At 70.6% G+C, this 26,285-nt stretch carries 29 protein-coding genes, 2 pseudogenes and 1 riboswitch; of the genes and pseudogenes, 20 read left to right on the top strand and 11 right to left on the bottom strand.

The window, feature by feature from the left end; all coding sequences use genetic code 11:
- Positions 1–23: 23 nt before the first annotated feature.
- Genes ccsA through ETP66_RS08605 form a run of 5 tightly spaced genes read right to left on the bottom strand, consistent with a single transcriptional unit; the run spans position 24 to position 3,703 of the window.
- Complete coding sequence (gene ccsA, locus ETP66_RS08625; RefSeq protein ID WP_130842233.1) at positions 24–776, bottom strand: cytochrome c biogenesis protein CcsA; 753 nt, start codon at positions 774–776, stop codon at positions 24–26.
- Complete coding sequence (gene hemA / locus ETP66_RS08620) at positions 773–1,951, bottom strand: glutamyl-tRNA reductase (protein WP_130842232.1); 1,179 nt, start codon at positions 1,949–1,951, stop codon at positions 773–775. Before hemA ends, ccsA begins: the two co-directional genes overlap by 4 nt.
- 60 nt (positions 1,952–2,011) lie before the next feature.
- Positions 2,012–2,692, bottom strand: coding sequence for a uroporphyrinogen-III synthase (locus ETP66_RS08615; protein WP_130842231.1), 681 nt, complete (start codon positions 2,690–2,692; stop codon positions 2,012–2,014).
- Complete coding sequence (locus ETP66_RS08610) at positions 2,664–3,029, bottom strand: carboxymuconolactone decarboxylase family protein (RefSeq protein WP_130842230.1); 366 nt, start codon at positions 3,027–3,029, stop codon at positions 2,664–2,666. Before ETP66_RS08610 ends, ETP66_RS08615 begins: the two co-directional genes overlap by 29 nt.
- Positions 3,026–3,703, bottom strand: coding sequence for an HAD-IA family hydrolase (locus tag ETP66_RS08605; RefSeq protein ID WP_130842229.1), 678 nt, complete (start codon positions 3,701–3,703; stop codon positions 3,026–3,028). Before ETP66_RS08605 ends, ETP66_RS08610 begins: the two co-directional genes overlap by 4 nt.
- 88 nt (positions 3,704–3,791) lie before the next feature.
- On the opposite strand from ETP66_RS08605, the gene ETP66_RS08600 reads away from it, so the two are divergent.
- The 3 genes and pseudogenes from ETP66_RS08600 (at position 3,792) to purB (ending at position 6,246) form a co-directional block, all read left to right on the top strand.
- The gene (locus ETP66_RS08600; protein WP_130842228.1) at positions 3,792–4,352 is read left to right on the top strand and encodes a YceI family protein; all 561 of its coding nucleotides are present in this window, start codon (positions 3,792–3,794) and stop codon (positions 4,350–4,352) included.
- Positions 4,349–4,932: pseudogene (locus tag ETP66_RS08595) on the top strand (peptidase associated/transthyretin-like domain-containing protein). The gene ETP66_RS08600 and the pseudogene ETP66_RS08595 overlap by 4 nt, the downstream one beginning before the upstream one ends.
- A gap of 3 nt (positions 4,933–4,935) precedes the next feature.
- The gene (purB, locus tag ETP66_RS08590; RefSeq protein ID WP_130842227.1) at positions 4,936–6,246 is read left to right on the top strand and encodes an adenylosuccinate lyase; all 1,311 of its coding nucleotides are present in this window, start codon (positions 4,936–4,938) and stop codon (positions 6,244–6,246) included.
- Positions 6,247–6,251: 5 nt separating this feature from the next.
- Here purB and ETP66_RS12425 read toward each other — a convergent pair whose 3' ends face one another.
- Both ETP66_RS12425 and ETP66_RS12420 read right to left on the bottom strand, forming a co-directional pair.
- Positions 6,252–6,617 (bottom strand): Uma2 family endonuclease, encoded by a 366-nt coding sequence (locus tag ETP66_RS12425; protein ID WP_269089307.1) that lies wholly within the window; start codon positions 6,615–6,617, stop codon positions 6,252–6,254.
- Positions 6,618–6,723: 106 nt separating this feature from the next.
- Positions 6,724–6,852: pseudogene (locus ETP66_RS12420) on the bottom strand (Uma2 family endonuclease); the annotation flags it as partial.
- Positions 6,853–6,919: 67 nt separating this feature from the next.
- Here ETP66_RS12420 and purC point away from each other — a divergent pair.
- From purC to purF, 6 genes are read left to right on the top strand one after another with little or no spacing between them, the layout of a single operon-like run.
- Entirely contained in the window at positions 6,920–7,633 is a 714-nt protein-coding gene (purC, locus tag ETP66_RS08580) for a phosphoribosylaminoimidazolesuccinocarboxamide synthase (protein WP_130842226.1), read from the top strand.
- Positions 7,634–7,635: 2 nt separating this feature from the next.
- Complete coding sequence (gene purS, locus ETP66_RS08575; protein ID WP_130842225.1) at positions 7,636–7,890, top strand: phosphoribosylformylglycinamidine synthase subunit PurS; 255 nt, start codon at positions 7,636–7,638, stop codon at positions 7,888–7,890.
- On the top strand, positions 7,887–8,570 hold the full coding sequence (purQ, locus tag ETP66_RS08570) for a phosphoribosylformylglycinamidine synthase subunit PurQ (protein WP_130842224.1): 684 nt from the start codon (positions 7,887–7,889) through the stop codon (positions 8,568–8,570). Before purS ends, purQ begins: the two co-directional genes overlap by 4 nt.
- Entirely contained in the window at positions 8,567–9,280 is a 714-nt protein-coding gene (locus ETP66_RS08565; protein WP_130842223.1) for an HAD family hydrolase, read from the top strand. Before purQ ends, ETP66_RS08565 begins: the two co-directional genes overlap by 4 nt.
- Complete coding sequence (purL, locus tag ETP66_RS08560; protein ID WP_130842222.1) at positions 9,280–11,457, top strand: phosphoribosylformylglycinamidine synthase subunit PurL; 2,178 nt, start codon at positions 9,280–9,282, stop codon at positions 11,455–11,457. Before ETP66_RS08565 ends, purL begins: the two co-directional genes overlap by 1 nt.
- Complete coding sequence (gene purF, locus ETP66_RS08555; protein ID WP_130842221.1) at positions 11,450–12,847, top strand: amidophosphoribosyltransferase; 1,398 nt, start codon at positions 11,450–11,452, stop codon at positions 12,845–12,847. The genes purL and purF overlap by 8 nt, the downstream gene beginning before the upstream one ends.
- Before the next feature lie 56 nt (positions 12,848–12,903).
- Here purF and ETP66_RS08550 read toward each other — a convergent pair whose 3' ends face one another.
- Positions 12,904–14,619, bottom strand: a complete 1,716-nt coding sequence (locus ETP66_RS08550) for a hypothetical protein (RefSeq protein WP_130842220.1) — start codon at positions 14,617–14,619, stop codon at positions 12,904–12,906.
- A gap of 26 nt (positions 14,620–14,645) precedes the next feature.
- On the opposite strand from ETP66_RS08550, the gene ETP66_RS08545 reads away from it, so the two are divergent.
- The 6 genes from ETP66_RS08545 (at position 14,646) to ETP66_RS08520 (ending at position 20,468) form a co-directional block, all read left to right on the top strand.
- Positions 14,646–15,401, top strand: coding sequence for a PP2C family protein-serine/threonine phosphatase (locus tag ETP66_RS08545; RefSeq protein ID WP_201738513.1), 756 nt, complete (start codon positions 14,646–14,648; stop codon positions 15,399–15,401).
- On the top strand, positions 15,401–17,356 hold the full coding sequence (locus ETP66_RS08540) for a serine/threonine-protein kinase (RefSeq protein ID WP_130842218.1): 1,956 nt from the start codon (positions 15,401–15,403) through the stop codon (positions 17,354–17,356). The genes ETP66_RS08545 and ETP66_RS08540 overlap by 1 nt, the downstream gene beginning before the upstream one ends.
- Positions 17,353–17,997 (top strand): response regulator transcription factor, encoded by a 645-nt coding sequence (locus tag ETP66_RS08535; protein WP_130842217.1) that lies wholly within the window; start codon positions 17,353–17,355, stop codon positions 17,995–17,997. The genes ETP66_RS08540 and ETP66_RS08535 overlap by 4 nt, the downstream gene beginning before the upstream one ends.
- The gene (locus tag ETP66_RS08530; protein WP_130842216.1) at positions 17,972–19,297 is read left to right on the top strand and encodes a sensor histidine kinase; all 1,326 of its coding nucleotides are present in this window, start codon (positions 17,972–17,974) and stop codon (positions 19,295–19,297) included. Before ETP66_RS08535 ends, ETP66_RS08530 begins: the two co-directional genes overlap by 26 nt.
- A 23-nt stretch (positions 19,298–19,320) precedes the next feature.
- Positions 19,321–19,890, top strand: a complete 570-nt coding sequence (locus ETP66_RS08525; protein ID WP_130842215.1) for a hypothetical protein — start codon at positions 19,321–19,323, stop codon at positions 19,888–19,890.
- Between the two features lie 152 nt (positions 19,891–20,042).
- Entirely contained in the window at positions 20,043–20,468 is a 426-nt protein-coding gene (locus ETP66_RS08520) for a hypothetical protein (protein ID WP_130842214.1), read from the top strand.
- Between the two features lie 96 nt (positions 20,469–20,564).
- On the opposite strand, the gene ETP66_RS08515 is transcribed toward ETP66_RS08520, so the two are convergent.
- Positions 20,565–21,530 (bottom strand): calcium/sodium antiporter, encoded by a 966-nt coding sequence (locus tag ETP66_RS08515; protein ID WP_130842213.1) that lies wholly within the window; start codon positions 21,528–21,530, stop codon positions 20,565–20,567.
- Between the two features lie 116 nt (positions 21,531–21,646).
- A riboswitch (TPP riboswitch) is annotated at positions 21,647–21,757 on the top strand.
- Between the two features lie 69 nt (positions 21,758–21,826).
- Between ETP66_RS08515 and thiE the strand changes: the two genes are divergently transcribed.
- From thiE to thiC, 5 genes are read left to right on the top strand one after another with little or no spacing between them, the layout of a single operon-like run.
- Positions 21,827–22,447, top strand: a complete 621-nt coding sequence (thiE, locus tag ETP66_RS08510; RefSeq protein WP_130842212.1) for a thiamine phosphate synthase — start codon at positions 21,827–21,829, stop codon at positions 22,445–22,447.
- The gene (gene thiS / locus ETP66_RS08505; RefSeq protein WP_130842211.1) at positions 22,434–22,628 is read left to right on the top strand and encodes a sulfur carrier protein ThiS; all 195 of its coding nucleotides are present in this window, start codon (positions 22,434–22,436) and stop codon (positions 22,626–22,628) included. The genes thiE and thiS overlap by 14 nt, the downstream gene beginning before the upstream one ends.
- Entirely contained in the window at positions 22,629–23,411 is a 783-nt protein-coding gene (locus tag ETP66_RS08500) for a thiazole synthase (RefSeq protein ID WP_130842210.1), read from the top strand.
- Positions 23,408–24,349: an NAD(P)/FAD-dependent oxidoreductase gene (locus ETP66_RS08495; protein WP_130842209.1), complete on the top strand. Its 942-nt coding sequence runs from the start codon at positions 23,408–23,410 to the stop codon at positions 24,347–24,349. The genes ETP66_RS08500 and ETP66_RS08495 overlap by 4 nt, the downstream gene beginning before the upstream one ends.
- Positions 24,346–25,677, top strand: coding sequence for a phosphomethylpyrimidine synthase ThiC (gene thiC, locus ETP66_RS08490; protein ID WP_130842208.1), 1,332 nt, complete (start codon positions 24,346–24,348; stop codon positions 25,675–25,677). Before ETP66_RS08495 ends, thiC begins: the two co-directional genes overlap by 4 nt.
- Here thiC and ETP66_RS08485 read toward each other — a convergent pair.
- Together ETP66_RS08485 and ETP66_RS08480 are read right to left on the bottom strand one after the other, a co-directional pair.
- Positions 25,674–26,060 (bottom strand): type II toxin-antitoxin system death-on-curing family toxin, encoded by a 387-nt coding sequence (locus ETP66_RS08485; RefSeq protein WP_130842207.1) that lies wholly within the window; start codon positions 26,058–26,060, stop codon positions 25,674–25,676. The two genes, thiC and ETP66_RS08485, sit on opposite strands and share 4 nt — an antisense overlap.
- Complete coding sequence (locus ETP66_RS08480) at positions 26,053–26,274, bottom strand: hypothetical protein (protein WP_130842206.1); 222 nt, start codon at positions 26,272–26,274, stop codon at positions 26,053–26,055. The genes ETP66_RS08485 and ETP66_RS08480 overlap by 8 nt, the downstream gene beginning before the upstream one ends.
- Between the last annotated feature and the right edge of the window lie 11 nt (positions 26,275–26,285).

The following is a 26,285-nucleotide window of genomic DNA, read 5'->3' as shown; positions in this document are numbered from 1 at the left end:
CTGTCAAGTTTAGTCTGACAAATCTACAAACCCAACCTCGAGGGGTGCCGGGACCCCAGGAAGGGCGCCCCTAAGAAGGCGAAGAGGAGGAGGGCGTAGGCCAGGAGGAGAAGCCCCATGCGGGGGTAGCCCCGGAGCCTTTCCTCCAGCAGGAGGTAGAGGGTGAGGAGAAGCCAGGCCAGGAGGACGGAGGCCTCCTTGGGGTCCAGGACCAGGGGGCTGCCGAAGTGCCCCCAGGCCCAGGCCATGCCGCTCCCTAGGCCCAGGGTGGCGGCCAGGTAGCCCACCTTGAGGTAGCCCCGCTCCAGCCGTCTCAGGCTCCAGAGGGGAGCGGCCAGGAGGGCCCTTTCCGGGGCGGCCCGCAGGCGGAGGTCCTGCAGCGCTCCCATGACCCCCGCCCCCACCCCCACCGCCAGGGCCAGGTAGGCCACCACGAAGGCCCCGGCGTGGACCAGGGTGAGGAGGAGGGGGAGCTCCCCCCCGGGGTGGGGGAGGGCCTTGAGGGCGAAGAGGCCCAGGAGGAGGGCCAGGAGGACCAGGTAGCGGCGCAAGGGGAAAAGCCTGGGCCGGAGGAAGAGGGTCTCCCCCCGGAGGGCCAGAAGCCCCCCCAGGACCAGGGCGGGCTGGGCCGGGCCGGCGAAGAGGCCCTTGGCCAGGGCCTCGGCCAGGGCGGCCCCTAGGTAGAGGAGGGCGGCCAGGACGGGGCCCCGGGGCCAGAAGAACCCCAGGGCCAGGAGGAGCACCCCCCCTAAGACCAGGAGGGCGGGGAGGGTCATGGCCTGGGGGGGCGGAAGGCCAGGAGGGGGCAGTCCTCGGGGCAGGGGGGGCCCTCGAGGAAGGTCCGTGCCCGGGCCTTCAGGGCCAGGATCCAGGGATGGGCCCGGCGGCCCGCCTCCTTGTGCCGGGTGAGGGGGTCGGCCTGGGGAAGCTCCCGGGCCACCTCCCGGTGCGCCCAGCCCTCCAGGGCCCGTATGGCCTCCCGCACCCGGTGGCCCGCATACCACTCCAGGTAGTCCCCCAAGGCCCCCTCGATGAGGGCCTCCACCTTGGGGACCTCCCCCCGGCGGGCTTCCAGGTTCTTCCCCACCACCCTTTCCAGGTCGTCCAGGTTGTAGAGGTAGGCGTGGGGCAGCCTGCCCACCCCGGGGTGGATGTTCCGGGGGAGGGCGATGTCGATGAGGAAAAGGGGCTTGGCCCTTTTGGGCAGGTCCTCAGGGCCCACCAGGTAGCGGGGAGCGGCGGCGGAGGCCACCACCAGGTCCGCATGGCGCAGGACCTGGGGGAGGGCCGTGAGGGGGTAGGCCTCCCCCCCGAAGCGCTCCGCCAGGGCCTGGGCCCTTTCTGGGGTGCGGTTCACCACCAGGACCCGCCCCACCCCCTGGGCCCTCAGGTGGGTGAGGAAGAGCTCCGCCATCTCCCCCGCCCCCAGGACGGCCACGGCGAGCCCCGTGAGGTCCCCGTAGACCGCCAGGGCCAGGTCCAAGGCGGCGTAGGCCACGCTCACCGCCCCGGCCCCGATGGCCGTCTCGCTCCGGGCCCGCTTGCCCAGGGCGAGGGCCGACTGGAAGGCCTTTTCCAGAAGGGCCTCTGTGGCCCCATGCTTCCTGGCCAGAAAGAGGGCCTCCCGCACCTGGCCCAGGATCTGGGCCTCCCCCACCACCAGGGAGTCCAGCCCCGCCGCCACCCGGAAGAGGTGGCGCAGGGCCTCCGCCCCCTCCTTCCGGTAGAGGTGGCGCGCCTCCACGCCCCGCTCCCGGAAGAGGGCCTGGGCCGCCCTGGGGCTTCCCACCCCGTAGATCTCCGTGCGGTTGCAGGTGGAGAGGATCACCCCCCTGCCCAGGGCCCTCAGGGCGGCGGGCAGGGCCACCACCGGGTCCAGGGCCCCCCGTTCCCGGACCTCCACCGGGGCGACCTTGTGGTTCAGGCCCACCAGGTAAAGGGGTAGGGGCATAACCTCCCGCACCAGTATACGCCCTCAGGACAGGGACAGAAGTACCGCCCCCCCGGGGCCTCAGGGGGCTCCCAGGCCCCGGAGCACTGCCCGGAAGAGGCCCTCGAGGCCGGGGCTTTCCGCCTCCACCGTGGGAAAGCCGAGCCGCCGGGCCTCCTCCCCGGTGCTGGGGCCGATGCAGGCCGCCTGGGGCCGCCTTTTCGTCCACCGGGCAAAGGCCCTCACCCCACTCGGGCTAAAAAAGGCCACCACCTCCGCCCGCTCCAGAAGGGCCACCTCTTCCAGGGTCAGAACCCGCTCCCGGGTGGCGTAGACCTCGAGGCGCTCCACCGGGATCCCCCGCCCCCGGAGCCCCGCCTCCAGGCCCCGCCCCGCCAGGTCCCCGGCCACGAAGAGCACCCTCCCCGCCTCCGGGAAGGCTTGCGCCAGGTCCTGGGCCGTGGCCCTTCCCGGGACGAAGGCCGGGGGTAGCCCCCCCGCCCGCAGCACCTCCCCCGTCCCCTCCCCCACCGCCGCCACCCGGAGGGGAGGGCGCCCGGCCTCCTCCCAGGCCCGGAGGAGCCGCCTGGCCCCCTCCTTGGAGGTCACCGCCACCCAGTCGGCCTGCCCCAGCTTCCCGGGGAGCTCCCTCAGCCCCGGGAGGTCCACCTGCTCCAAAAGGGCCACCTCCGCCGCCTCGAGGCCCATGGCGGCCAGCCTTTCCAAAAGCGCCCTATCCTTCCCCCGCGTCAGCAGGACCACGGCTCCGGAGCACCTTTTGGAAGAGCTTCATGGCGGCCAGGGCCCGGGGAAAGCCCAGGAAGAGGGCGGACTGCAGGATGGCCTCCCGCACCTCCTCTTCCCTAGCCCCCACCCGCAACGCCCCCTCCAGGTGGGTGGCCAGCTCCTTGGGGCTGCCCAGGGCGATGAGGGCGGTGATGGCGAGGAGCTCCCGGGTCTTCAGGTCGAGGCCGGGCCGGGCCAGGACCTCCTCGTAGGCGAAGTCCCGGATGTAGCGGAAGAGGTCCTCGTCCACCTCCCGCAGGGCCCTTTCTATGGCCTCCTCCTTCTCTCCCCAAAGCGCCCGCCGCACGCTCATGGCAGGTAGTCTAGCACCCCCTCCAGGCGGTGGAGGGCCCTGGGGTTTTCCCCCAGGGGGTCGAAGAGGAGGGGCCTGACCCCGGCGGCTTCCGCCCCCAGGAGGTCCGCCTCCGCGTCCCCCACGTGCACCGCTTCCTCCGGGGCCACGCCTAAGGCCGAAAGGGCCTCTTGGAAAAGCCTGGGGTCGGGCTTGGCCACCCCGGAGAGGGCGCTCACGGCAAGGTGCTGGAAGTAGGACCTCAGGCCCACCACCTCCAGGATCTCCGGCAGGGTGGCGTCCCAGTTGGAGACCGCCGCCAGGAGGTAGCCCCGCTCCGTGAGGGCCTTCAGGGTGGCCTCGGCCCCCGGGGCCAGGGGCCAGATCCGGGGGTCGCGCCAGCGGGCGATGAGTTCGGCGCTCAGGGCCTCCGCGTGGGCCTCGAGGCCCATCCCCACCAGGAGCCTGCGGTGGAACTCCCGCCAGAGCCCGAGGGCCGTCTCCAGGTTGCGGGCCAAGAGGTGGTGCGCCTCGTAGAAGCGGAAGGCCTCCAGGGCCGCCGCCCTGGGGTCCCGGGTGGGCTTTAGGCCCCGCTCCGCCAGGAGGGGGAAAAGCCAGAAACGGGGGCTCGCCAGGATCAGGGTGTTGCCCACGTCGAAGAGCACGGCAGCGGGGCGGGGCGCGGCCCGGTCCATGGCTCCAGTTTATACCCCGTGTTTCTAACACCGGTCTAACCTGGCTGGGGTAGGCTCCGGCGCAAGGGGGATCGGGGAGGTGATGGGGATGCGGGCCTGGCTTTGGATGGGGGTTCTCCTGGGGGCTGCCCTGGCCCAGACCTTCGAGGTGGCCTCGGGGGAGGCCCGCTACCGGGTGCGGGAGCAGCTGGTGGGGATCGGCTTCGCCGACGCTGTGGGCACCACGGGGGCGGTGAAGGGGCAGGTGCTTCTCCAGGAAGCGCGGGCCAGCGGGGAGTTCGTGGTAGACCTGAGGGAGCTCAGGAGCGACCAGGCGCGGCGGGACAACTACCTGCGCCAGAACACCCTGCAGACCGACCGTTTCCCCACCGCCACCTTCCGCCCCCGCGCCGTGGAGGGGCTCCCCAGCCCCCTTCCCCAAAGCGGCAACCTCCCTGTGCGGGTGGTGGGGGACCTCACCCTCCGCGACGTGACCGAGGAGGTGGCCTGGGAGGGGGAGGCGGAGTTCCGGGGCCAGGAGGTGCGGGTCGTCCTGAGGACCGAGTTCCCCTTCGAAAGGTTCCGGCTGGTCCAGCCCCGGGTGACGGTCGTCCTCAGCGTGGAAAACCGCATCCGGCTGGAGGTGGACCTCACCCTGAGGCGGCGATGAGGCGGCGCACCCTTTTGGGGCTTTTCCTCCTGCCCTTGGCCCGGGCCCAGTGCCCCCCCACCCCCGCCCTCACGGAAGGCCCCTACTACCTGAGGGATATCCCCAGGCGGCAGGACCTGCGGGAGGGGCTTTCCTGGGTGCCCCTGCGCCCACGCCTCCTCCTCCGGGACCGGGCCTGCCGCCCCTCGAGGGGCGCCCGGGTGGACCTCTGGCCCACGGACGCCCTGGGCCGGTACCCGGGGGTGAACGCCCCCGGAACCTTCTGCCGGGGCTGGCAGCCCACGGACGACCAGGGGCAAGCGGCCTTCCTCACCCTCTTCCCCGGCTGGTACCCGAGCCGCACCCCCACCTGCACCTGCGGGTAGAGGTGGGGGGCAGAAGCTTCGCCACCCAGCTCTTCTTCCCCGAGGAAGCCCAGCGCCAGGTGTACGCCAGGCCCCCCTACGCCCAAAGGGGGATGCCCCGGATCGGCAACCGCCAGGACGGGCTCTTCCGGGCGGACCTCCTCCTCCCCCTAAGGCCGGAGGGGGAAGGCTTTGGGGCGGAGTTTTCCCTCACCCTGCCCTTCGAGTACCCTTAGGGCATGGTGCCCCGCTACCAGACCCCGGAGATGGCCGAGCTATGGTCGGAGGCGAACCGCTACCGCACCTGGGCCCTGGTGGAGGCCTACGCCCTTGAGGCCTGGGAGGCCCTGGGCCAGGTGCCCAGGGGCCTTGCGGCCAGGCTCCTAGGGCGGCTTGAGGCAAAGCCCCTGGACGAGGGCTTTGCCCGGAGGGTGGCGGAGCTGGAGGAGGTTACCCGCCACGACCTGGTGGCCTTTACCCGGGCCCTGGTGGAGTGGACCGGGGACGAGGAGGTGGGGCGGTACCTGCACCTGGGCCTCACCAGCTCGGACGTGGTGGACACCGCGCAAAACGCCCTTTTGGTGCGGGCCCTGGACCTCATCCTGGCGGAGCTTAAGGGGGTGCAGGAGGAGCTCAAGCGCCTGGCCCTCCGCTACAGGCACACCCCGGCCATCGCCCGCACCCACGGGGTCCACGCCGAGCCCACGGGCTTCGGCCTCCGTTTCCTCAGCTTCTACGCCGCCTTCGGGAGGGACGAAAAGAGGCTAAGGCAAGCCCAGGAGGCCATCGGGGTGGCCATGCTCTCGGGGTCGGTGGGGAACTACGCCCACGTGCCCCCGGAGGTGGAGGCCCACGTGGCGAGGAGGCTTGGCCTCGAGCCCGAACCCCTCTCCACCCAGGTGGTGCCCCGGGACCGGCACGGGGAGGTCCTGGCGGCCCTGGCCCTCCTCGGGGGGAACCTGGAGCGGGTGGCGGTGGAGCTGCGCCACCTCCAGCGCACCGAGGTGCTGGAGGTGCAGGAGCCCTTCCGCGAGGGCCAAACGGGAAGCTCCTCCATGCCCCACAAGAAAAACCCCGTGGGCCTGGAGAACCTCACGGGGATGGCCAGGCTTCTCCGGGGCTACCTAGCGCCGGCCCTGGAGAACATCGCCCTCTGGCACGAGCGGGACATCTCCCACTCCTCCGTGGAGCGGGTCGTCCTCCCCGACGCCACCACCGCCAGCCACTACGCCCTGAGGCGGCTCAAGGGCATCCTGGCGGGCCTGGTGGTCTTTGAGGAGAACCTCAAGCGCAACCTGGGCCTCACCCGGGGCCTCATCTACTCCCAGGGGGTGCTGAACGCCCTCATCCGGAAGGGCCTGCCCCGGGACCAGGCCTACGCCCTCGTCCAGCGGAACGCCTTAAGGAGCTGGGAAGAGGGCCGGGACTTGCGGGAGCTTCTGGAGGCCGACCCGGAAAACCCCCTGAAGGGGGAGGCCCTGAAGGCCCTCTTCGACCCGGAACCCTTCCTCAGGCACGTGGACGCCATCTACGCCCGCTTTGGCCTTTAGGGGGTCTACCCCAAGGGAGGGAGGCGGAGGAAAAAGCCGGGGAGCTCCGGTTCCAGGGAAAGGACGTCCACTCCCTCAAAACGCTCAGGCTCCTTTCCCGGACGGTACACCTCCACGGCACGGGCGTAGGGGTCCACCAACACCCCAAGACGCACCCCCTCCTTCAGGTAAAGGGCCATTTTGGCCCTAAGTTCCTCCACTCCCTGCGAGGACGAGCGCACCTCAAAGACCACGTCCGGAGCCAAAGGAGGGAAAGCCTCCTTCTCCTCCTCGGACAAAGCCTCCCAACGCCCAGCCTCCACCCAGGAGGCATCGGGGGACAAGATGGCCCCGCTGGGCAGCTTGAAACCCGTGGAGGCAGCAAACACCACGCCCNCAGACTCTTACACATAACTCTTGACACGACCCGCCCAGGCCCCGCTCCTCGTTCCAACGGGCCAGCTGATAGGCCAGCTGAAGGCTGCGACGGCCGCTTTGCCCTCCTGTGGGACTCACCCAAAGCCTCCCTTCTGGCGAAAGCTCCAGTTGATAGCCGGGGTTGCGCTCCGAGAGGAGCCAAAGCTCCCTTTCCCCGATGGGGCGTAGAAGGTCCAGGGACAAGGGCATGCCTTCAGTGTAGCCCCTCCTGGGCTAAAATAGAGGCCAGACGGGACCCGAGTCCCTAAGGAGGCGCATGGAAAAGCTCTACGAGGGCAAGGCCAAGATCCTCTACCCCGAGGGGGAGAACACCTTACGGGTCTACTTCAAGGACGAGGCCACCGCCTTCAACGCCCAGAAGCGGGGCCTCATCCCGGGCAAGGGGGTGGTGAACAACAAGGTTTCCGCCGTCCTCTTCCGCTACCTGGAGGGCCACGGGGTAAAGACCCACTTCCTGGAGGAAGTTTCCGAGCGGGAGATGCGGGTCAGGCGGGTGGCGATCCTTCCCCTGGAGGTCATCCTCCGCTTCCGGGCGGCAGGGAGCTTTGCCCGGCGCTATGGCCTCCCTGAGGGCACCCCCCTCGAGGCCCCCCTTTTGGAGTTCTCCCTGAAGGACGACGCCCTGGGGGATCCCCTGATCTGCGAGAACGCCATCCTGGCCCTGGGCCTGGCGGCGGAGGGGGAGCTCGCCCAGGTGAAGGCCACCACCCTGAGGGTGGGGGAGCTTCTTCGGGCCTTCTTCGCCCCAAGGGGCCTGGACCTGGTGGACTTCAAGCTGGAGTTCGGCAAAAGGAATGGGGAGATTCTCCTCGCCGACGAGATCTCCCCCGACACCATGCGCCTTTGGGACCGGAAGACGGGAGAGCCTATGGACAAGGACCGCTTCCGCAAGGACCTAGGCGGGGTGGAGGAAGCCTACCAAGAGGTCCTCAAACGGGTCTTGGAGGCACCGGAGGTCAAAGAGGGGTAGCCATGCCCAGGTACCAGGCCACCCTGCTCATAGAGCTGAAAGACGGCATCCTAGACCCCCAGGGCCGGGCAGTGGAAGGGGTCTTAAAGGGCCTCGGCCACCCGGTGGAAGAGGTGCGGGTGGGCAAGGTCCTGGAGGTGGTTTTCCAGGCGGAAAACCACCTCCAGGCTGAGGAAAAGGCCAAGGCCATGGGGAAGCTCCTGACCAACCCGGTGATGGAGGTCTTCGCCCTGGAGGCCCTGAAGGAGCTCCCATGAGGTGGGCCATCGTCCGCTTTCCCGGCTCCAACTGCGACGAGGACGCCCGCTTCGCCTTCGCCAAGGTGGGGCTACGGGCGGAGTACGTCTGGCATACGGAAACGAGCCTGAAGGGCTTCGACGGGGTCTTCCTCCCCGGAGGCTTCAGCTACGGGGACTACCTGCGCCCGGGGGCCTTGGCCGCCAAGAGCCCGGTGATGGCCGAGGTGGCCCGTTTCGCCCGGGAGGGGAGGCCGGTCATCGGGGTCTGCAACGGCTTCCAGGTGCTCACCGAGGCGGGGCTCCTGCCAGGGGCCCTCCTCGCCAACCTCAACCTCCACTTCACCTGCAAGGCGGTGGGGGTGCGGGTGGAGCGCACCGACCTCCCCTTCACCCGGCTTTACGGGAAGGGCCAGGTGCTCAGGCTCCCCATCGCCCACGCGGAGGGGCGCTACTACGCGGATCCCGAAACCCTGGAAAGGCTGGAGGGGGAAGGCCAGGTGGTCTTCCGCTACGCCCCCCTGCATGGGGAAGCGGACTACAACCCCAACGGGAGCCTCCACGACATCGCCGGCATCACCAACGAGAAGGGCAATGTCCTCGGCATGATGCCCCACCCCGAGCGGGCGGTGGAGGAGGTCCTGGGCGGCACCGACGGGCTGCCCCTTTTCCTGGGGCTTGTGCAGGAGGTGGCGCGATGAAACCCAAGGCCATCACCTTCGACTTCTGGGGCACCCTCTTCACCGAGGGGCAGGCGTTTTTGGAAAAGGTCATGCCCGCCCGGTACGAGATCCTCCTGGATGCCCTTTCCGAGGCCGGGCACCCGGCGGCGGAAGAGGAGGTGCGCCAGGCCTACCGGCAGGCCGCTTTGGCCTTCGAGGAGGCCTGGAAGGCCGGGGAGCACATGCCGGTCTACGACCGGGTGGCCCGCATCTTCGCCCTCCTGGGAGCCCCCCACGACCCCGGGCTCATCGCCCTCACCGCCAGGCGGCTGGAGGAAACCTCCCTCCTGGCCGACCTCAAGCCCCTTCCCGGGGTGGGGGTTCTGAAAGACCTGGCCAGGAAGTACCCCCTGGCCCTGGTCTCCGACACCGGCATGACCCCGGGCCGCCTCCTGCGGGAGCACCTGCGGCGGCAGGGGCTGGAGGTCTTCCAGGCCTACAGCTTCTCCGACGAAACGGGCTACGTAAAGCCCAGGCCGGAGGCCTTCCGGGTGGCCCTCGAGGCCCTGGGCGTGGCCCCGGAGGAAGCCCTCCACGTGGGCGACCTGCCCCAGACGGACATCCGGGGGGCCTTCGCCACCGGCTACCCCTTTGCGGTGCAGTACGTGGGCCACCGGGAGGTGAACGGGGAGGCCAAGCCCACGGCCAAGGTGGGGGACCACCGCGAGCTCCTACCCCTTCTGGAGTGATGGAAGCCTTCGCCAAGGAAATCGGCATCCCCGAGGAGGAGTACCGGGAGATCCGGAAGCGGCTCGGGCGGGAGCCCAACCGGGTGGAGCTCTTCCTCTTCAAGGCCATGTGGAGCGAGCACTGCGCCTACAAGAACTCCCGCCCCCTCCTGAAAGAGCTTCCCAAGGAGGGGGAGGCGGTCTTGCAGGGCCCGGGGGAGAACGCGGGCGCGGTGCGCCTCGGCGAGGGGTGGGCGGTGGCCTTCAAGATCGAAAGCCACAACCACCCCTCGGCGGTGGAGCCCTTCCAGGGGGCGGCCACCGGGGTGGGGGGGATCCTCCGGGACATCATGAGCCTGGGGGCCCGGCCCATCGCCCTCCTGGACTCCCTGCGCTTCGGCCCCCCGGAGGACGCCCGTAGCCGCTACCTCCTCAAGGGGGTGGTCTCCGGCATCGCCCACTACGGCAACGCCATCGGGGTGCCCACGGTGGGGGGGGACCTCCACTTCCACGAGGGCTACCGGGAAAACCCCCTGGTGAACGCCATGTGCCTGGGGCTCCTGAGGGAGGAGCACCTGAGGCGGAGCCGGGCCTCCTTGGGCCACCCCCTCTACTACGCCGGGGCCAAGACCGGGCGGGACGGGATCGGGGGGGCGGCCTTCGCCAGCCGGGAGCTCGCCGCGGACAAGGAGGAGGACCGCCCGGCGGTGCAGGTGGGGGACCCCTTCCTGGGGAAGCTCCTCATGGAGGCCACCCTCGAGGCCATCGAGCGGGACCTGGTGGAAGGCGTGCAGGACATGGGGGCAGCAGGGCTCACCTCTAGCCTCGCCGAGCTCGCCCACAAGTCGGGCCTGGGAGTGGAGCTCCACCTGGACCAGGTCCCCACCCGGGAGGCAGGGATGGGGCCCATCGAGCTCCTCCTCTCGGAAAGCCAGGAGCGCATGGTCCTGGTGCCCAAGGAGGGGAAGGAGAAGGAGCTGGAGGCGGTCTTCCAGCGCTGGGGCCTGGACTGCGTGCCCGTGGCCAAGACCATCCCCGAGAGGGTCTTCCGCGTCCTCTTCCGGGGGGAGGTGGTGGCCGAGGTGCCCACGGAGGCCCTGGCGGAAGCCCCCACCTACGTGCGGGTGGGGCGGGAGGACCCGGAGATCAGGAGGCTCCGGGAAACCCCCCTGCCCCCCCTGGAGGCCGACCCCCAGGAGGTCCTCCCCAGGCTCCTGGCCTCCCCCAACCTCGCCAGCCGGGAGGCGGTTTACGAGCGCTACGACCACCAGGTGGGCACCCGCACCGCTCTGGTCCCAGGCAAGGGGGACGCAGCGGTCTTGTGGGTAAAGGGCACAAACCTGGGCATCGCCGCCAAGGTGGACCACAACCCCCGCTACAGCCGCCTCCACCCCCGGCTTGGGGCCATGCACGCCCTGGCGGAGGCCTGCCGCAACGTGAGCGTGGTGGGGGGGAGGCCTCTCGCCTACACCGACGGCCTCAACCTGGGAAGCCCGGAGACCCCGGAGGGTTACTTTGAGCTCCAGGAGACCATCGCCGGCCTCAGGGAGGCCAGTGAGGCCCTAGGGGTGCCGGTGGTTTCCGGGAACGTCTCCCTCTACAACGAAAGCGGCGGGCGCCGCATCCCCCCCACGGCCATGGTGGGGGTGGTGGGGGTGCTGGACGTGCGCCGCCGGGCGGAGATGGGCTTCCGCAAGCCCGGGGAGGTGATCCTCCTCCTCGGGGAGGAGCGGGGCCACCTGGGGGCCAGCGAGGTCCTCTACCTCCTCACCGGGCGGGAGCTGGGCCACCCGCCGCCTTTGGACCTCGCGCGGGAGCGCCAGGTCCAGGAGGCCATCCGCGAGCTCATCGCCCTGGGCCTCACCCGGACCGCCCACGACCTGGCGGAAGGCGGCCTCCTGGTGGCCCTGGCGGAGATGGCCTTCCCCTACGGCCTGGGGGCCACGGTGGAGGTGCGGGAAAGGGGGCTTAAGGCCCTCTTCGGGGAGGCCCCGAGCCGCGTCCTCTTCACCGTGGCCAAGGAGGACCTCCAGGAGGCGACCCTCCGCCTGGAGGAGCTCGGCCTCCCCTACCGGGTCCTGGGGGAAACGGGGGGGAGCACCCTCACGGTCCTGACCCCGGAAGGGGTGCTAGAGTGGGGGGTGGCCGAGCTGCTCGCTGTTTGGCAGAGGCCCTTGCGGGAGGTGCTGGATGGATAAACCCCAGGAGGAATGTGGCGTCCTTGGGATATGGGGTGAGGCTCCCCTGGACGCGGCGGGGCTTTTGCACCTGGGCCTTCTCGCCCTCCAGCACCGGGGGCAGGAGGCGGCGGGGATCGCCGTCTCCGATGGTAAAGAGCTTTTGGTGGAAAAGGACCTGGGCCTGGTGAACCAGGTCTTCACCGAGGAGCGCCTGCAGCGGCTCCGCCGCCTCGAGGCCCGGCTGGGCCTGGCCCACGCCCGCTACTCCACCACCGGCTCCAACCTGCGCTTTAATGCCCAGCCCCTCACCGCCCGCACCGCCCACGGCGTCCTGGCCATCGTCCACAACGGCAACTTCACCAACGCCAAGCCCCTCCGCGACCGCCTTCTCCGGGAAGGGGCCACCTTCCAGAGCACCACGGACACCGAGGTGATGCTCCTCCTCCTCGCCCGCCTGGGCCACCTCCCCCTTCCCCAGGCGGCGGCGGAGGCCATGCGGGTTCTGGAGGGGGGATATTCCATCCTGCTTATGGACCGCCAAAGGCTGGTGGCCCTCCGCGACCCCCACGGGGTGAGGCCCCTCGCCATCGGGAGGCTCCCCCAGGGCTACGCCTTCGCCTCCGAGCCCCCGGCCCTCGCCCTCATGGGGGCCGAATACCTCAGGGACGTGCGCCCCGGGGAGGTGGTCTGGGTGGAGGGGGATAGGCTGGAAAGCGCTCAGGTCCTTCCCCCAAGCCCCACCCCGTGCGCCTTTGAGTGGATCTACTTCGCCCGGCCCGACAGCCTCCTGGATGGGGTGGAAGCCTACGAGGCCCGGGTGCGCATGGGGATGGAGCTCTTCCGGGAAGCCCCCGCGGCGGCGGACATCGTGGTGCCGGTGCCGGACTCGGGGATGGGGGCGGCGGTGGGCTACGCCCGCTCAAGCGGCCTCCCCCTGGAGTACGGCCTCTACAAGAACCCTTACGCCGGGCGCACCTTCATCCAGCCCACCCAGGAGCTCCGGGACCTCAAGACCCGGCTCAAGCTCGCCCCCACCTCGGCGGTGCGGGGGAAGCGGGTGGTCCTCATCGACGACTCCATCGTCCGGGGGACCACCAGCCGGCGCATCGTGGGCATGCTGCGGGAAGCGGGGGCCCGGGAGGTCCACTTCCGCGTCAGTAGCCCCCCCATCCGCTTCCCCTGCTACTACGGCATCGACACCGCCGCCCGCAAGGAGCTCATCGCCGCCGAGAAGAGCGTGGAGGAGATAAGGGCCTACATCGGGGCCGATACCCTGGCCTTCCTCTCCGAGGAGGGGGTGAGGCGGGCCATCGGAGGACCGGTGTGCCTGGCCTGCTTCAACGGCCGCTACCCCGCTGGGGTTCCGGGGGATCGGGAAGGGGAGAAGCTGGCCCTGGAGGCCATCTGAGTGGCCGCGCGCGGAGGTTGCCGCGCCGCGAAAAGGGAAGGGCGTATCCCTGGCCTTTAGGTTTCCGCCACGAGGTAGGCTACCCGCGACCCCTCCCGCACCAGGATCAGGCTGCCTTCGGCCAGGCGGTAAACCAGGAGGTCCTTAAGCCTCCGGGGCACCTCCCCCGCCTGGCCGATGTAGGCGGCGTCCTCCCGCAGCCTCAGGAAGAGGACGCTCTGCCCCACCCTCAAGGAGGCGGGTTCCGGGGAGAGGGAGAGGAGGTGTACCTCCCCCCCCAGGGTTTCCCGGGTGGGGGGGCGGCGGCCTAAGTAGGCCTTCAGGGCCTCGGCCAAAGCCTCCGCTTCCTTCCCCAGGCCCAGGGCCTGGCCCACCTCCGAAAGGGGGGGGCCGGGATCCAGGGGTCCCAGGCGTTTCAGGGCCAGTTCCAGCACCTTGCGGGCGAAGTCCTGGAGGGTTTCTTCGGGGGCCTGGCGGTATTTCTCCGCCAGATCGGGTCCAAAGGCCTGAGGGCTGAACTCCCCTTTGAGCCGCGCGGAAAGGGCCCGGAGGAGCCGCAGGTGGGCGTAATCCCCTTCGGGGCGGAGGAGAAGGGCTAGGATCCGCCCCTCGGCCAGGAGCTCGTAAAGGCGCAGCCCGCTGCGGGCCTCCAGCCGCAGGTGGAGGAGCCCCCCTTCCCGGACGGCGAGGACCTCGAGGTCTTCCCAGGGGATCACCAGGGTGTCCGAGTCCACCCCCAGGGGGTAGTCCTCCCCCCCCAGGCCCAGGTGCCAGGTGCCCTCCACCTGGCTCAAGGTGAGGGTGAGGGGGCCTAAGGGGATGCGGCCCGGCGCCAGGGGCAGGGTGGCGAGGTTCTCCTCCAGCCGGCCTGGTTCGGGCACCCGCGGCCAGGGAGTCTCCCCTTGGGGGCTCGGGAGGAGGCTGAGGAGGGCCAGCACCTTCTCCAGGGCCACGCGGAAACGCCCCCGCTCCTCCTCCAAGAGGAGCTCGCGGCGCCTCTCCTCCTGGGCCTCCCGCCTCAGGCGCTCCTCCAGCCGGGCCACCTCCGGGGTGCCCGCGCCCAGGCGCCGGGCTTCCTCCAGGGCCCGCCTGAGGGCCAAGAGGTCCCGCCTGGGGGGCAGGCCGTAGGCCCCTTCCCAATCCAGGAGCCGATTCAGAAAGCGCCGGACGTAGGTACGGGTTTCCTCGGGGGGAAGGGGGAGGTCCCGAGGTAGATTCAGGATTGTTTCCAGGAAATCCGCCACTAGGGCCTCGGCCACCTTGGGGTCCTCCAGGTCCAGCAGGCTTTCCGAGAGGGAGGGGATGGCATGGGTAGGGGAGAAGCGGGAGAGGTTGAAGTCCCGCCGGAAGCCCTCCTTCTCCCGGTAGTCCAGGTAGTTTTGCAAAAAGGCGTGGATGAGCCGTAACTCCTCCCGGCGCCCCAAGAGCAATTCCTTGGCCTTAACCCGCACCTCCCGCTCCGTGAGGAGCCGCCAGACCTTGAGGGCCATGGTCTGCAGGGCTGGTTGGGCTTCCCTTTGGGGCGGGGGGGAGAGGTCCTCGGGCATCAGGCTGGTCAGGTCCAGGGGAGGTTCCGCGGGCTTTGCCCTCAGGGCGCGGAAGCGGGCGTCCGCCTGGCGGAACCGTTTGGCCAGAGGGCCTGGGAGGCGGGCCTCGGCCAGCTGGGCCCTAAGCCGGAGCAGGGCCTTCTTGCCCCCTTTGGGGCTACGCCCCGCCAGCAGGTCCTCCACCCGGTACTCGTAGAGGTCCACCAGGTCCGCCAGGGGGTCCACCCCTCCATCCTAGTACAATGGACCTGATGCGCCTGGCTCCCCGGTTCAGCGTGGCCGCCGTTTCCCACGTGGGCCGCCGCCAGAACAACGAGGACTTTCACCGGGTGCTGCGCCTGGAGGTGCCCCAGGGCAACCTCCTCCTCCTGGCGGTGGCCGACGGCATGGGGGGCCTGGAGGCGGGAGAGCGGGCCAGCAAGGTGGCCATCGAGGCGCTTTCCGAGGCTATGCGCGCCTATGCCGATCACCTCAAGGGAGACCGCCCCGCGGTGGGGCTTTCCCGGGTGATGGAAAAGGCCCTGGCCCTGGCCCAGAAGCGGGTGGAGAAGGAGGCGGAAAGGCCGGAGTACCGGGGCATGGGCACCACCCTCACCGCCTTCCTCTACGCTGACTGGACCCGGGAAGGGGTGGTGGGCCACATCGGGGACTCCCGGGCTTACCGGCTGGGCCCGGGCGGCCTGGAACGCCTGACCGAGGACCACTCCTGGGTGGCGGAGCGCCTCAAGGAGGGGTTGCTCACCCCCACGGAGGCCGAGCGCCATCCTTACCGCAACGTCCTCACCCGGGCTTTGGGCCTGCCCGGGGCCCGGTTCGACCTCAAGGAGGTGCGGCTTTTGCCGGGGGAAGGGGTGCTCCTGGTGACCGATGGGCTCTACGGTTTGGTCCCCGAGGAGGAGTGGTGCCTGGGCCGCGACCTCCAAAGGGGTCTCGAGGCCCTCCTCTCCGAGGCCCTCCGCCGGGGAGGCGATGACAATGTGACCGCTGTGGCCATGAGGGTGGAGTGATGCACTGGCTTTTGGCCCTCCTCCTGGTCCTGCTTACCGCCCTCCTGGTCTCCCGGCTTGCCCCTTGGCCCCTCTTCCTCTTACTGGCCCTCCTGGTCGGGGCGGGCTGGGCCACGGGGGTGCGGGGGGAGCCCCTTTGGCCTTGGCTCCTCCTGGGCCTCGGGGTCCTGGTGGCCCCCCGGGTCTACCTGGCCCCCCGCCGGAGGCCCAGGCGGCGCCCACCCCCCGCCGATGGGCGGCCGGGCCGGCCCCAGGCCAGAGAGGAGGCCGAGGCCCTCTCCGGCCGCTACGAGATCCTGGAAAAGGTGGGCCTGGGGGGCATGGCCACCGTCTACAAGGCCAAGGACAGGAAGACGGGCCGGTTGGTGGCCCTCAAGGTGCCCCAGGAGCGGTTTGTGGGGGATCCCCGCTTCGTGCGCCGCTTCCACCGGGAGGCCGAGGTGCTCTCCCGGATGGACCACCCCGCCATCGTCAAGGTCTACGACCACGGCCAGGTGGAGGGGGTCCACTACATCGCCATGGAGTTCCTGGACGGGGAGGGGCTGGACAAGCTCATCGAGGAACGGCGGCTAAGCCTCAAGCAGGCGGTGGCCGTCCTCGCCCGGGTGGCGGACGCCCTCCGCCACATCCACGCCCAGGGCATCGTCCACCGGGACATCAAGCCGGGGAACGTCATGGTCCTCCGGGGGGCTTTGCGGGAGGACGGGGTGGACCCCCGGGGCGTGCGCCTCATGGACTTCGGCATCGCCGCGGGGAAGGTGCTCACCCGTCTCACCATCACCGGGGCCCGCATCGGCACCCCGGTCTACATGAGCCCGGAGCAGGCCAAGGGGCAGAAGCTGGACCACCGTTCGGACATCTACTCCCTGGGGATCGTCCTCTACGAGACCCTGACCGGCCAGCCTCCCTTCACCGGGGGGTACGAGACCGTCATCCACCAGCAGATCTTCCAGGTGCCCACCCCGCCCAAGCAGCTCCGCCCGGAGATCCCCCAGGCCCTTTCCGACCTGGTCCTCAGGATGCTGGAGAAGGACCCGGCCAAGCGCCCCAGCCTGGAGGAGGTGATCCGGGGCCTCGAGGGGCCTTGGCAAGAGGAAAAGGGCCTGCCCCACCCCCACTACCTCCTCCTGGGGGTGGAGGCCAAAAAGGGCACGGTGCGTCTCCTGGACATGGAGGGCACCGCCGCGAGGCTCCTTTCCGGCATCGGTTCCTCCCCCGGCCACTTCCCCGCCCCTCCCCTGGCCGCCGCCGCCGACCCCGAGGGGGGGATCTGGGTCGCCGTCTTCGAACACGGGGCCAAGCTCCTGCACCGCTTCTCCCCGGAAGGGGAGCTCCTCCTCTCCGCCGGGCCCTACGGGATGAGGCCCGGGGAGTTCCTCTTCCCCCTGGCCCTGGCGGTGGCGGACGGCACCCTCTTCGTCCTGGACGGGGAGACCGCCACCATCAGCCGCCTGGACCTGAAGGGGCAGTACCAGGGGCGCTTCGGCGGCCAGGGCCCAGGGCGGGGCACCTTCCAAGACCCCAAGGCCCTGGTGGCGGCGGGGGAGCACCTCTTCGTCCTGGACTACGGCAACCGCCAGGTGCAGCGCCTCACCCCTGAGGGCCGTTACCTCTCCCGCTACGCCTTCCGCCGCACCAAGGAGAGCGGGGAGCTGAGGCTTTTGGGCGGGGTGGGGGTGGCGGGGGAGCGGCTTTACCTTTACGACGTGGAGGCGGCCAAGGTGCGGGTGGTAGATCTCTCGGGGGCCCTTCTGGCCTCCTACGCCCTCCCCCTCCTGGAGGGGGAGGACCGGATGAGCCTGGTGGAGCTTTTGCCCCTTGGGGGGGTCCTCTACGCGGCGCGGCGGGGGGCGAGCCGGGTCCACCGCATCGACCTCAGGACCGGCGAGGCCCTGCCGCCTCTGGAGGTCTACGCCCCGGTGCGGTCCCTTAGCCTTTGGCAGAAGCCGGCATGAGGGTGCTCGTGGTGGAGGACGATCCTGGGGTGCGGGAGGCCTTGGAGCTCGGCCTCTCCCTTGAAGGGCACGAGGTGCGGGCCGCCTGGGGCCCGAAGGAGGCCCTGGGGTTTCTCCCCTGGGCCGAGGCCGTGGTCCTGGATGTCCTCCTGCCCGAGGGGGACGGGTTTGCCCTCCTCAGGGAGATCCGCGCCCGCTCGGAGGTGCCGGTGCTTATGCTCACCGCCTTGGACGCGGTGGAGTGGCGGGTGAAGGGCTTGAAGGAGGGGGCCGACGACTACCTGGTGAAGCCCTATAGCCTGCAGGAGCTTTTGGCCCGCCTCGAGGCCCTGCACCGGCGGGCCCACAGGCAAGCGGAAGTTCTCGTCTACAAGGACCTCCGCCTCTACCCCCGGCGCATGGAGGCCTACCGCGGAAAGAGGCGGCTTGCCCTTCCCCCCAAGGCCTTCCTCCTCCTCCGGGCCTTCTTGGAGGCCCCAGAGGAGGTCATCCCCAAGGAGGCCCTGATGCTCAAGGTCTGGGGGGAGCCTGTGGAGCCTGCCACCCTCGAGGTCCACCTCTCCCTCCTGCGCAAGGCCTTGGGGGAGCCCGGTCCCATCCAGACGGTGCGCGGCTATGGCTACCGTCTTTGCCTCCCTTAGGGCCAGGCTCTTTACCCTCTTCCTTCTGGCCCTCCTCCTCTTGGCCCTGCCCCTGGCCCTCCTCTCGGCAAGGGAAGCGGAGCGGGCGGCGGCGGAGGACCTGAGGCGGGCCCTTTACGCCCGGCTCTTCCTCCTGCGGGAGGAGGGGTTGCTGGAGACCCCCTCCCCGCGGGAACAGCCGGTGGAGGCCCTTCTTTTGGAGCTTTTCCGCTTGGGGCAGACCCTGGGGGGCGGGGTGGGATTCGTGGTAGGGGAAGGGATCGCCTTTACCCAGCTGGAGGCTTGGGAGCTTCCCCCGGACCTGCCGCGGGTCTTGGCGGAAGGGCGGGCCTACCAAGGGGTCCACCGGGGGGTGCTCTTCGTGGCTCTCCCCTGGGAGGGGGGCGGGTTCGGCTTGGCGGTGCCCCTAGAGGGGGCGGCGGGCCTGGGCCGGCGGCTTCTCCTCCTCTACGCCACCTGGGGCGGGGGGGTACTCCTTTTGGTGTTCCTCCTGGCCGCCTTGGGGCTCTCCTGGGCCTTGCGGCCCCTTTCCCACCTGACCCTTTTCCTCAAGGAGAGGGCCCCCGCCGACCTATCCCCCTTGCCGGACCCCAAGGTGGCGGAGCTCAAGCCGGTGGTGGCGGCCTTGAACGGGCTTTTGGCCCGGGTGGCAGGCCTTCTGGCCGAGCTTTCCCAGAAGGAGGAGGCGGCCCGCCGCTTTGCCCGCCACGCCTCCCACGAGCTGCGCACCCCGCTGACTGCCCTCAAGGGCTACCTAGAGGTGCTCCAGCGCAGGTCCGAGCCCCGGGCCTTGGCCGGGGCCTTGCGGGAGGCGGAGCGCATGGAGGCCATCCTGGCGGGGCTTTTGCGGCTTTCTCGCCTTGAGGCCACCACAATCCGGCCCGTCCCCTTGGACCTTCGGGCCTTCCTGGAAGAGCGGGCCATAGAGGTGAAGGGGGAGGGAGTGGCCCTGGCCGATCCCGAGCTTTTGGCCCTGGCGGTGGAGAACCTTCGGGAAAACGCCCAGCGGCACGGGGCCTTGCCCCTTAGGGGGGAGGTTCAGCTGGAGGGGGAGCGGCTTTGGCTCTGGTTGGTAGACGCGGGGCCCGGCTTTCCCCCGGAACTCCTCCCCCGGGTCTTCGAACCCTTTGTCCACGGGGGGCGGGGCACAGGCTTGGGCCTGGCCCTGGTGGCGGCGGTGGCCCGGGCCCACGGGGGGCAGGCGGTGGCGGAAAACCGGGGCGGGGCCGCCGTGGGGTTCTCCTTGCCTTTGGCCTCCCTTAAGCTTTCTCCCCGTGCGCCCTTTGGCCAAAGGGGCTAGCTTGAGACCCGGGAGGTGAAGCCATGAAGCAGGTGCTTTGGGGGCTCTTCCTCTTGGCGGCGGGATTTTCCTTAGCCCAAGGGACCGACTACCGGCAGGCGGCGGCCGCGGCCGCCGCCTTAGCCCGGCTCCAAACGGTGGCCCAAGGGGCTTCGGGAGAGGAACGGCTTCTGGGCTGGGCCCAGGGCCTGAAGGCCCGGGCGGAGACAAGCTACGGGGAGCGGGCTTACTTCCGGGCGGCGCGGGAGGCCCAGGCTGCCCTCCTCCTCTTCCGGGCAGCCCGGGGGGAGCCGGAGGCACGGGCCCAGCCCCCGGCCCGCCCTGCCCCCCGCATGGGCTTGGGCCCCGGCCGGGGACAGGGGCGTTTCGCCCCCGGGCGCAGGCCCCGGGCGGAGCTTGCTCCCCGCTTGGCGGAAGGGGCTAGGAGGGCGGTGGACCGGGTGGAGAGGGAGCTGGTCTACTACCGGGGCCAGGATCCCCTGATCCAAGACCTCATCGCCGAGGCCAAAGGCCGCCTGGAGGGGGAGCCCGGACGGGCCCTGCTCCTCTCCCGGGCGGCCCTGGCCCTGATCTCGGCGGAGCGGGGCTTCTGATGCCACCCTGTCCTGACCCCTTCGGGGAGGGGGTTCCGGAGAAAGGTGCCCCTCCAGCCCTTCCCGGTGAAAGGCGGAAAGGCTTGGCAGAAGGGGGCCCGGCCTGCTGTCGGCCGGGGTTGCCTCGAGGGGTGGCCTAGCCAGGGGCCAGGATGCCCGCGCCTAGGTGGCTGGCCCTCCTCCTGGCCCTGGGCCCGGTCCTAGGGGAGGGGGGCCCCCCCTGGCCGGGCCCCGTCCTCCACCGCTGCTGGGAGGTGGTGCGAGGCCTGGAGGTCCAGGCCCTGTACCGGGAGAACGGCGTCACCCTGGTCCTCTTGGGCCGGGAGCGGCCTTACCTCCTCCTGGCCCTGGAGGGAGGAGGGTTGCGGCCCCACCCAGGCCCCCCCCGAGGGAGGCCTCTTCCCCGGCGCCCCTTGGCCTTTCTGGGGGAGCTTTCCCTGGCCCGGCGGGTGGTGGTCCTCCCGAGGGAGTACCGCTGTTTTGTCCTCCACCGAGGTCTGGTGGTGGGGGTCTTGCGCCTGGGCCAGGACCTGGAGCCCCTGCCCCTGCCGGAGGTCCCAAAGATGCCGCCCCCTTGAGGCCGGGCTGAGCACCCCCCCAAGCCCAAGCCGTCTGGGGCCCCGGGAGGGCCCCGGGTACGCTCCTTCCCGGTGGGGCAACCCGGGCGCGGGCACCTAGCCTCCCAGGTCCCGGGCCAAAAGGCCCAGGTAGAGGAGGTAGAGCAGGAGGAAGACCACCCCCTCCCTGCGGCCGAGCCGCCCTCCCGTGTAGAGGAAGGGCCAGAGGAGGAGGCTCGCCAGGAGCATAACCCCCAGGTCCCGGGCGACCTCCGCCAGGGGGAAGGCCAGGGGTTGGACCAGGGCGGTGAGGCCCAGGATGCCCAGGATGTTGAAGATATTGGAACCCACGATGTTGCCCAGGGCGATATCGGGTTCCCTTTTGAGGGCGGCCACCAAGGAGGCCGCCACCTCGGGAAGGCTGGTCCCCAGGGCCACCAGGGTGAGGCCGATGACCAGTTCCGGCACCCCGAGCCCCCGGGCTAGGGCCACCGCCCCCTCCGTGAGCACCCGGGCCCCCAGGGCCAGAAGGAGGAGGCCGAGGAGGAGGAGGCCGTAGTCCCCAAGGCCCGCCCTCCCCCTCCCCCCGAACTCCCGGGCGAACTCCTCCTCCACCTCCCTTTCCGCCCCCTCCGTGGCCCGGTAAAGGAACCCGATGTACCCCAGGAGAAGGCCCACGAAGAGGAGGCCCTCGAGGCGGCCTATGCCGCCCCCCGTCCAGAGGGCGGGGAAGAGGAGGAGGGTGGCGAGGAGCATGAAGGGCACCTCCTGCCGCAGGAAGCGGGCTTGGGCCCTCAGGGGGGCCAGCAGGGCGGCCAGGCCCAGGATGAGGAGGAGGTTCAGGATGTTGGAGCCCACCACGTTCCCCAGGGCGATCCCCGGGCTTCCCGCCAGGGCCGCGGCCAGGCTGGCCGCCAGCTCGGGGCTGCTGGTGCCGAAGGCCACCACGGTGAGGCCCACCACCGCCGGGGCCACGCCCCAGGCCCGGGCCAGGGCCACGGCGCTCCGCACCAGGGCCTCCCCCCCCAGGTAGAGGAGGAGGATGCCCAGGGCGACCAGGAAGAGGTGCCAGAGGGATTCCATACCCTATTGAGGTTACCGGGCCCGGCCCTCGGGCACCACATCCAGCCGGGGCGAGGACCGCCCCTTAGGCCCGTGTCCCGGCTCACCTTTCCCCCCACCCCCCGTGCTAGAGTGGAGGGGCAGGCTAGGGGTGCCCCCAAGCGAGGGGCTGAGAGCTGGGTGGGTCCCAGCAACCCTTGGAACCTGATCCGGGTAATGCCGGCGGAGGGAAGCCTATGCGGAAGCGCCCAAACCCCCAAAACCCAGCCTTCCTCGGGCCGCAGGGCTTGGCCTTGCCGGCCTGAGGAGGTGAGACCTTGCTGGGAAGGCTGTACCTGGTGGTGACCCCCAGGCCCGGCTGGTCCTGGGAGGAGGTCCTGGACCGCACGGAAAGGGCCCTGGGGGGCGGGGTGGAGGTGGTGCAGCTTCGGGCCAAGGACTGGGAGGCCAGGCCCATCCTGGCGCTGGGGGAGAGGATGCTCTCCCTGGCCCGGCGCTACGGGGTGCCCTTTTTCCTCAACGACCGGCCCGACCTGGCGGCCCTTTTGGGGGCGGACGGGGTGCACCTGGGGCAGGGAGACCTCGCCCCGGAGGAGGCCCGGCGCTTCTTCCGGGGGCTGGTGGGCCGCTCCACCCACGCCCCGGAGCAGGCCCTGAGGGCGTTGGCGGAGGGGGCGGACTACCTCTCCGTAGGGCCGGTGTGGGAGACCCCCACCAAGCCCGGCCGCCCCGCGGCGGGCCTGGGGTACGTGCGCTGGGCCGCGGAAAGCCTCGGGGAGAAGCCCTGGTACGCCATCGGGGGGATCACCCTGGAGAACCTGGACCGGGTCTTGGAGGCCGGGGCCCGGCGCGTCGTGGTGGTGCGGGCCATCCTGGACGCCCCTGACCCCGAGGGGGCGGCCCGGGCCTTTAAGGAGCGGCTTTATGGTGTGGCTTAACGGCGAGGCCAAGCCCCTGGAGGGGAGGACCCTCAAGGAGGTCCTGGAGGAGCTGGGCGTGGACCTTGCCCGGGTGGCGGTCCTCCTCAACGAGGAGGCCTACCCCGGGCGGGAGCTGCCCCACCGCGTGCTCCAGGAAGGGGACGTGGTGGAGGTGGTGGCCCTCATGCAAGGAGGCTAGATGGACACCTGGAAGGTAGGGGATGTGGAGCTGAAAAGCCGCCTCATCCTGGGTTCGGGCAAGTTCCGGGACTTCGGGGTGATGCGGGAGGCCATAAGGGCTTCGGGGGCGGAGGTGGTCACCGTGGCCATCCGCCGGGTGGAGGCCAAGGCCCCGGGGCACGTGGGGCTTCTGGAGGCCTTGGAGGGGGTGAGGCTCCTCCCCAACACCGCCGGGGCCAAGACCGCGGAGGAGGCCCTGAGGATCGCCCGCCTGGGCCGGGCCCTCACCGGGGAGCGCTGGGTGAAGCTGGAGGTGATCCCCGACCCCACCTACCTCCTCCCCGACCCCGTGGAGACCCTGAAGGCGGCGGAGGCCCTGTTGGCGGAGGGCTTTTTGGTCCTGCCCTACATCGGCCCGGACCTGGTCCTGGCCCGAAGGCTGGCCCAGCTGGGCACGGCCACGGTGATGCCCCTGGCGGCCCCCATCGGCTCCGGCTGGGGGGTGCGGACCCGGGCCCTTCTGGAGCTCTTCGCCCGGGAAAGGGCCACCCTCCCCCCGGTGGTGGTAGACGCGGGGCTCGGCCTCCCCTCCCACGCGGCCGAGGTCCTGGAGCTGGGCCTGGATGCGGTGCTGGTCAACACCGCCATCGCCGAGGCCAAGGACCCCGTGGCCATGGCCGAGGCCTTCCGCCTGGGGGTGGAGGCGGGGAGGAGGGCCTACCTGGCGGGGCCCATGCCCCCTAGGGAGGGGGCGAGCCCCAGCAGCCCCGTGGAGGGGGTTCCCCTGGGGAAGACGCCATGAGGGCGGAAGTGGCGGTGGTGGGGGCGGGGATCATCGGGGCCCTGGCCGCCTACGAGCTCAGGAAGCGGGGCCTCGAGGTCCTCCTCCTGGACGCGGGCAAGGAGGGGGCGGCCACCCCCGCCAGCGCGGGGATGCTGGCCCCCTACCCCGAGGGGCTCTCCGGGGAGGTCTTGGAGGCCGCCCTCTTCGGCCTGGAGCGCTACCCCGACCTCTTGGCGGAGCTTGGGGATTGGGGCTTGCCGCTGGAGGCGGACTTCTCCGGGACCCAGGTGGTGGCCCTTTCCCCAGGGGAAGAGGAGGCCTGGGAAGCCCGGGAGCCCTTGGCCTACCCTGTGCGGGGGGGGAGGGGGGCGCGTACCTTCCCCGGGGGGTACGTGCACCCCCGGGCCCTGCGGCAGGCCCTGCTGAAGGCCTTGGAGGCGATGGAAACCCCCTTGGTCCCCGCCGAGGTGGATCGGGTGCAGCCGGGGCGGATCCACGGGCGGGGCGAGGGGGGGAGGTTTTCCCTGGAGGCCAGGCGCATCCTCCTGGCCGTGGGCGCCTGGGGCGGCCGGTTTGGCCTGGGGGTGCGGCCCTTGAAGGGGGAGGCCTTGCTCCTGGAGGGGGCGCCGCCCCCCATGCCCCTCTTCGCCGGGGACGGCTACCTCCTGCCCCGGGAGGGCGGGGTGTACGTGGGGGCCACGGGGCGGGAGGGCTGGGCCCCGGGGGTGGACCTCTTCGGCCTCAGGTGGCTTGCGGACTACGCCCACGAGCGCTTTCCCCCCTTGGAAGGGGCCCGGTTCCGGGAGGCCCTCTGGGGCTACCGGCCGGTGGGGGAGCTCTTCGTGGGGGAGGTGGAGGAGGGCATCTACGCCGCGGTGGGCCACGGGAGGAACGGGGTTCTCCTGGCCCCCTGGACCGCGGCGAGGGTTCTGGAGCTTATGGGGGTAGGGGCATGACCCAGCTGGAGGCGGCGAGGAAGGGCATCGTCACCGAGGAGATGGCCTACGTGGCCGAGAGGGAGGGGGTTTCCCCCGGGTTCGTGCGGGAGGGGGTGGCGGCGGGGCGGATCGTGATCCCCCGGAACCCCAACCACCGCACCCTTCGGGACTTCAAGGGGATTGGGGAGGGGCTTTCCGTCAAGGTGAACGCCAACCTGGGCACCTCCTACGATTACGTGGACCTCGAGGAGGAGGTGGCGAAGGCCCGGGTGGCCATCCAGTACGGGGCGGACACCATCATGGATCTCTCCACGGGGGGGGACTTGAAGGCCATCCGGGAAAGAATCCTGGAGGTGGCCACCGTTCCCCTGGGCACCGTGCCCATCTACGAGGCAGAGTTCCGCGCCGCCAGGAGGAAGAGCTTCTACGACATGTCCGCGGATGAGCTTTTCGGGGTCATCGAGGAGCACGGGCGGCAGGGGGTGGACTACATCACCGTGCACGTGGGGGTGACCCTGAGGAACCTGGAGGTCTACCGCCAAACCCCTCGCACCACGGGGATCGTGAGCCGGGGAGGAGGGCTCATGGCCGCCTGGATGCTCCACCGGGGTGAGGAAAACCCCCTCTACGCCCGCTTTGACGACCTCCTGGACATCGCCCGCACCTATGACATGACCCTCTCCCTGGGGGATGGCCTGAGGCCCGGCTCCCTGGCGGACAGCATCGACCGGGCCCAGATGGCCGAACTCCTCACCCTCGGGGAGCTGGTGGAACGGGCGAGGCGGGCGGGGGTGCAGGCCATGGTGGAGGGGCCGGGGCATATCCCCCTGAACGAGGTTGCGGCCAACGTGCAGATCCAGAAGAAGCTCACGGGCCATGCTCCCTTCTACATCCTGGGAATGCTCCCCGTGGACACCGCCGCGGGCTTCGACCACATCGCCGGGGCCATCGGGGGGGCCTTGGCGGGGTGGATGGGGGCGGATATGCTCTGCTACCTGACCCCGGCGGAGCACCTGGGCCTCCCCACGCCGGAGCACGTGAAGGAGGGGGTGATCGCCTTCCGGATCGCCGCCCACGCCGCGGACGTGGCCCGGGGGAACCCGCGGGCTCTGGAGCGCAACCGGCGCATGTCCGAGGCCCGCTACCGCCTGGACTGGGAGGGGCAGTTCGCCCTCTGCCTCTTTCCCGAGGAGGCCCGCCGCCTCAAGGAGGAGCGGGGCTCCAGGACCAAGGCCTGCAGCATGTGCGGCCCCTTCTGCCCCATGAACCTGGTGGAGGCGGTCCTACGGGGCAGGGCCCGGATGGAGCTTCAGGGTGCACCCTACGCCCACGACCCCGTGGGCTAGGGCGGGGGGTCGAGATGCTGACGAAAAGCTTCGGCCACGCCCCCCACCTCCTGACGGCACTGGGCAACCTCCAGCACCAGGGTGAAGGCCTCCTCGTCGCTAAGGGTAAGCCGAAAACCGTAAAGGCGCAGGTGGATATCGGCCACGGCGAAGGCCGTCCGCTTGTTGCCATCCGCGAAAGGGTGGCCTTTGGCTATGCCGACAAGGTAGGCTGCGGCCTTTTCCCAAGGGGTTGGGAAGCTTTCCTGCCCGGCGAAGCCAGTCCACGGGCGTTCCAAGGCAGCCTCGAGCCTGCCCAAATCCAGTATCCCGGGGCTTCCCCCATAGCGGCGGAGAAGGTCCTCGTGGATGGCCAAGACCAAGGAGAGGGGAAGCTTAAGCATCCGCCAGGCGCCGATAAAGCGCTTCCCGCTCCTGTAGGGACTGGAGGTAGGCCATCAAGGCCCTTAAGGTTGTTACGCCGGCCCCCGGCTCTGCCACCAGCAAGGCTCCTTCCCACCCCAGCACCTCCACCTCCTGGCCCGGCTTCAGCCCGGGGGCATGCTCCTCAAGGACCAGGGCCATGCGCCCGTCCAGCTCCATCACCTTGGCGCGCATACCCTCATTAT

Source organism: Thermus thermamylovorans, assembly GCF_004307015.1.
Classification (GTDB): domain Bacteria; phylum Deinococcota; class Deinococci; order Deinococcales; family Thermaceae; genus Thermus; species Thermus thermamylovorans.
This window is presented reverse-complemented; position numbering and strand designations above follow the sequence as displayed.